General features: G+C 67.9%; 7 protein-coding genes. 4 read left to right on the forward strand and 3 right to left on the reverse strand.

All coding sequences use genetic code 11. From position 1 onward, the window contains the following. A partial coding sequence (locus HGB10_11865; GenBank protein NTU72499.1) for a hypothetical protein occupies positions 1-194 on the reverse strand: 194 nt, incomplete at its 3' end. Positions 195-288: 94 nt separating this feature from the next. Between HGB10_11865 and HGB10_11870 the strand changes: the two genes are divergently transcribed. Genes HGB10_11870 through HGB10_11880 form a run of 3 tightly spaced genes read left to right on the forward strand, consistent with a single transcriptional unit; the run spans position 289 to position 2,408 of the window. After that, positions 289-1,128, forward strand: coding sequence for an N-acetyltransferase (locus HGB10_11870; GenBank protein NTU72500.1), 840 nt, complete (start codon positions 289-291; stop codon positions 1,126-1,128). Beyond that, a complete protein-coding gene (locus tag HGB10_11875; protein ID NTU72501.1) occupies positions 1,128-2,060 on the forward strand; it encodes an NAD(P)-dependent oxidoreductase in 933 nt (310 codons plus the stop codon). The genes HGB10_11870 and HGB10_11875 overlap by 1 nt, the downstream gene beginning before the upstream one ends. Before the next feature lie 9 nt (positions 2,061-2,069). Then, entirely contained in the window at positions 2,070-2,408 is a 339-nt protein-coding gene (locus HGB10_11880) for a hypothetical protein (protein NTU72502.1), read from the forward strand. Between the two features lie 12 nt (positions 2,409-2,420). Here the strand turns inward: HGB10_11880 and HGB10_11885 are convergent, their stop codons facing one another. Further along, the gene (locus HGB10_11885; GenBank protein NTU72503.1) at positions 2,421-2,672 is read right to left on the reverse strand and encodes a glutaredoxin family protein; all 252 of its coding nucleotides are present in this window, start codon (positions 2,670-2,672) and stop codon (positions 2,421-2,423) included. Positions 2,673-2,835: 163 nt separating this feature from the next. Here HGB10_11885 and HGB10_11890 point away from each other — a divergent pair, with 163 nt between their 5' ends. After that, entirely contained in the window at positions 2,836-3,873 is a 1,038-nt protein-coding gene (locus HGB10_11890; protein NTU72504.1) for a septal ring lytic transglycosylase RlpA family protein, read from the forward strand. Here the strand turns inward: HGB10_11890 and HGB10_11895 are convergent. Further along, positions 3,860-4,690, reverse strand: a complete 831-nt coding sequence (locus HGB10_11895; GenBank protein ID NTU72505.1) for a CPBP family intramembrane metalloprotease — start codon at positions 4,688-4,690, stop codon at positions 3,860-3,862. The two genes, HGB10_11890 and HGB10_11895, sit on opposite strands and share 14 nt — an antisense overlap. Positions 4,691-4,710 lie beyond the last annotated feature (20 nt).

Here is a 4,710-nt window from a genome sequence, read left to right on the forward strand (position 1 = left end):
GACACGCCGATAAGGGCGAGCGCGACGAGTGCGGTGACGATCGCAGCGATGAGAGGGCCGCGACCGCGCCGAGGCTTCGGCGCTCCGGTCGCGACGGCGCCGGGCGGGGTGCTGGGCGGCTGCGGTGGATCCGCAAGTGCGGTTGCCGCGGCGCCGGAGTCGATGGAGCTCTCGTGCGGCGTGCTCTCGGGCATGGGCGTTCGCTCCCTCGGTGTGCGATGGACCGCTTGAAGCGTATCGCATGCCGAGTCATGCTGGATGCGTCGTCCACGATCCGCGGGGAGTCACGTGTCCCACCACGCCGACCTGGCGCTTGCCAGACGCATCGAGCATCTCGGTACCTCGAGTCAGCGCGCGATCGTGGCGACGTACCGCGAGCGGTATCCGCAGTTCGATGCGAGCGTCCTGGAGGTCGCCGGCGGTCTTGCTGCGTTCTGCGAGCCCGAGTCGCCTGTGAACGGAGCCGTCGGGCTCGGGCTGTCCGGGGCGGTGACGGCGGCCGACATCGTCGCGGTCGAGGCGTTCTACCGCGAGCGCGGTGAGCGGCCGCTCATCGCGGTCGCGCCGCTGGCGGACCCGACGCTAACGGCGCTGCTCGGCGAGGCGGGCTGGGTGCCGAGCGCCTACGAGAACGTTCTCGTTCGCGAGATCGACCCCGCCGAGGAGTTCGCTCCCGCTGCGTCCGACATCGAGATCCGCATCGCCACCTCGCCTGAGGATCGCGACCTGTGGGCCGCGCTCGTGGGGAACGGCTTCTCGGCACCCGACGACCCGACCGAGACCGAGCTTCGCACGGGCCTTGCTGCCGCACACACTCCCGGCGTCGTCCTCATGCTCGCCTTCGTGGACGGCGAGCCCGCCGGCACAGGCGAGCTGCAGGTCGCCGATCGCATCGGCTGGCTGACTGCGGACACCACGCTCCCGCAGTTCCGGCGCCGAGGCGTGCAGGGCGCGCTCCAGCGCGCGCGGCTCGCGTACGCTCGTGATGCGGGGGCAACCCTCGCACTGACCGAGACGATGCCGGGCACGGCGAGCCAGCGCAACATGGAACGGCTCGGATTCCGTATCGTGTACACGCGCATCGAAGCACTCGCGCCGCTCGCCCCCACCGAAGGGACGTCAGATTGATGCTCGCACCCACAGACACGACAATCGCATTCATCGGCACCGGCGTCATGGGGCTGTCGATGGCAGGGCATCTCATGGACGCCGGGTATCATCTCGTCGTCTTCAACCGAACCGCCGAGAGGACGGCGTCACTCGTCGCACGAGGAGCCGTGCCCGCTGCCTCGCCCGGGGATGCTGCAGCTCAGGCTGACGTCGTGATCACGATGGTGGGCTACCCGAGCGACGTGGAGGAGGTCTACCTCTCACCCGAAGGTGTGATCGAGGCCGCGCGAGACGGGGCTCTGCTGATCGACATGACGACTTCGTCGCCTGCGCTCGCCGTACGCGTTGCTGAAGCCGCAGCCGCACGCGGTCTGGCCGCGCTCGATGCGCCGGTCTCGGGTGGTGACATCGGGGCGCGCAACGCGACGCTCACGATCATGGTCGGCGGCGATGAGGCGGCGTTCGCTCGCGTGGAGCCACTGCTGCGGGTCATGGGCGCCAACGTCGTGCTGCAGGGCGGCCCCGGCTCCGGGCAGCACACGAAGATGGCGAACCAAGTCGCCATCGCCGGCTCCATGCTCGCCACCGTCGAGTCGCTGGCATACGCGAAGGCTGCGGGCCTCGACCCTGCCAGAGTCCTCGAGTCAATCGGCGCGGGCTCTGCTGCGAGCTGGTCGCTCGCCAACCTCGCGCCGCGCATCCTGGGCGGCGATTTCGCTCCGGGATTCTTCGTCAAGCACTTCGTCAAGGACATGCGCATCGCCCTGTCATCCGCCGAGGAACTCGGAATCGAGCTCCCGGGGCTTGCGACCGCCAAACGCCTCTACGAGCTACTCGAAGCTGAGGGCGGCGCCGATCTGGGGACGCAGGCGCTCTGGCTGCTCTACACCGATGCTGCGACTCGCGAGCGGGCCGGTGTTGCTGCCGACGCCTCCGCCCGAAGCGCCTAGGCGCCGTCGATGGATACGGCGCGAATAGTCGTCTGGGCGCTGGCCGGAGCTGCGGTCGGGTTCGCGCTCGGATTCGGCCTGGGTCGGCTCGCGCGGGGGAGCGGACGGCTCTTTGCGGCGCTCAACGCACTGGTGGTGATCGCGGGTATGGCAGCCAACTTCCTCGGGCTGCTGCGCGGTATGCCCTGGCTCGCGTACGGCGCGCTCGGCATCATGGGTGGAGGCCTGACCGGTGTTCGCTACGGCTTCACCGGTGGCGTGACCATGGTTGACGATCGAGATGCCCGAGCCGAGGCGCAGCCCGGGGAGCCGCCGACCGAGACCGGTGACGACCTGCGCGAACCGTAGAGCGCGCCGGCCCTACTCGATACCCAGCAGTTCCTTGAGCTTCTCAGGCTTGAAGTCCACGCAGACGCCCTCGCCGATCTCGAACGTGGGAGTGTGTAGCCGGCCCTCGTTGTGATCGGCTGCCTTGCGATGGGCCTCGGTGTCATCCTCGACGTCGATCTCGACGAACGGGATGTCGTGCTCGATGAGCCAAGCCCGGGCTCGGCGGCAGTCACCACACCATGAGCGGCAGTACATGATCACCTGCGGGTTCTGCTCGGTCACGATCGCTCCGTCTCGCCGAAGTATCCGTTAGCGGGTTTGTACCACAGGTGAGCGGCGCGACCACAACGCGAAGCGGTGGTATCCTTTCGCAGTCGCGCTCGAATCAGCCGTTTCATCTTCCAGCCTGCCGCGACTGACCTGACCGGCTGCACGCGGAGGCTACTTGTACGCATTCCGACACTCGGCGATGAGCGCTGCACTTCTCGCATGCGTTCTCGGCGTGGCGTTGTCTCCGGCTCCCGCCCTCGGCGCGCCCTCGGCTGCGGTTCAGCAGCAGGCGGCTGCTGCCAAGGCGAAGATGAGCGAGATGGAGAAGGGCCTTTCCTCGGCGATGTCGGACTACGACGCCGCCGCCTCCAATCTTGCCCGCACGCGTGCCAAGATCGCGTCGAACCGCAAGCGACTCGACGAGCTCGGCAAGGCGGTCGAGACCGGCCAGAAACGGCTCGCCTCCGAGGTCGTGTTCCTCTACCGCACCGACGGCAACGGGTTCGCCGAAGCACTCCTGTCCGCGCCCTCGATCGAGGACTTCGCGAGCCGGCTGCTTGCGCTCTCACGTATCGCCAATCGGGACGCCGAGACGATCTCGCGCATGCGCCGAGATAGGGCAGCTGCCGCGGCCACGGCCAAGCAGCTTCAGCAGCGCGAGGCCGAGCAGGCCGCGCTCCTCAAGACCGTCTCAGCGAGACGCTCCAAGGCGCAGCAGGCAGTCGATGCGCAGCAGCGCTACGCCGACTCACTGCCGTCGCAGGTCTCGGACACGCTCAACAAGGAGACCACCGCATCAGGCAAGAAGGCGCCCACACCCAAGCCCGTCAATCGGTTCTCGCTCGCTTGGGCGAAGGTCGACGGCCGTAGTGGCAAGTACGCAGTGCTCGGGAATCAGCCCAAGGCCTATGCACCGTCGGGAATCGTCTTCAAGGGCAAGGCGACTTGGTACGGCAACTACCGTCCCAACATGCGCACCGCATCCGGGCGCGCATTCAACGAGAACGAGTTCACGTGCGCGCACAAGACGCTGCCGTTCGGCACCCGCGTCGCGGTCACCTACAAGGGCAAGCGCGTCATCGTGATCGTCACCGATCGCGGTCCGTACGGGAAAGGCCGTGTCATCGACCTGACGAAGCGGGCGGCAAGCGTCATCGGGATGAAGAGCGCGGGCGTGGGCAGCGTGACCTGCGAGGTCGTCAGGGCGAAGTAGGATCCGCGGACTGAATCGCAGCGGCGCCCGGCTGCCTGAGGTGCCAGACGGCTGCCGAGACGCCCACGATGAGCGAGGCGATCGCGGCCAGCCATCCGAATTCGCCCACCCACATCGTGCTGCCGGTGAACGCCGGAGTGAGCCCCGTGCCGCTCACTGCCTCGAAACCTGTCGACACGAGCGCATTCCACGCGCCGTGTGCGATCACGCTGGGCCAGACCGACTTCGATCGGTCCGCCAGCACGCCCACAAAGAGCGTGAACCCGATGATGGCGACAGTGAAAGCCGGGATGCCGGCGCGCTGGCCATACCATCCGAACAGGATCAGGGGCACGTGGTAGACCCACCACACGCCACCGGTGAACAGCGAGGCCATGAGGAACGACCGCCGACCGCGGAGCAGCGGCCAGAGGAATCCCCGCCAGCCGATCTCCTCACCCACGGCCGAGATGCAAGCGCTCGCGATGGCCATCGGCGCTCCGACCAGTGAGGCAAGAAGTACCGGGACCGCCAGCACATCCAGGCCGAGCAAAGAGCCCGCGTAGTAGGCGAGCAGCGCAGCGACCGCGGGAATCAGGCCGGCGATCATCCACCAGTTCGGGCGGCCCCAACGGATGACGCCCGGGCCCGCGAAGCGCGCCAGAAGGGCGCCCGCTGTCGGCGCGAACATTACCGCCAGGAAGACGCCGTCCTTCTGCTCCGCGTTCCAAAACGCCGCAACGGCGATCGCGTACACGACGATGAGTCCGCCGAAGTAGAGCGCGAGACGCCGGGTGTCCCTCGAGGAGTCGGTCCGGTCGGCTGCGATGGGCTTCATGCGCTACTCCAATGCCCGTG

The organism is Coriobacteriia bacterium, assembly GCA_013334745.1.
Taxonomy (GTDB): Bacteria; Actinomycetota; Coriobacteriia; order Anaerosomatales; family JAAXUF01; genus JAAXWY01.

Bases quoted from the DNA above. Each gene is read 5' to 3' on its own strand.
- HGB10_11875 (NTU72501.1), top strand. From the start codon at position 1,128: ATGCTCGCACCCACAGACACGACAATCGCATTCATCGGCACCGGCGTC.
- HGB10_11880 (NTU72502.1), top strand. From the start codon at position 2,070: ATGGATACGGCGCGAATAGTCGTCTGGGCGCTGGCCGGAGCTGCGGTC.
- HGB10_11895 (NTU72505.1), bottom strand. From the start codon at position 4,690: ATGAAGCCCATCGCAGCCGACCGGACCGACTCCTCGAGGGACACCCGG.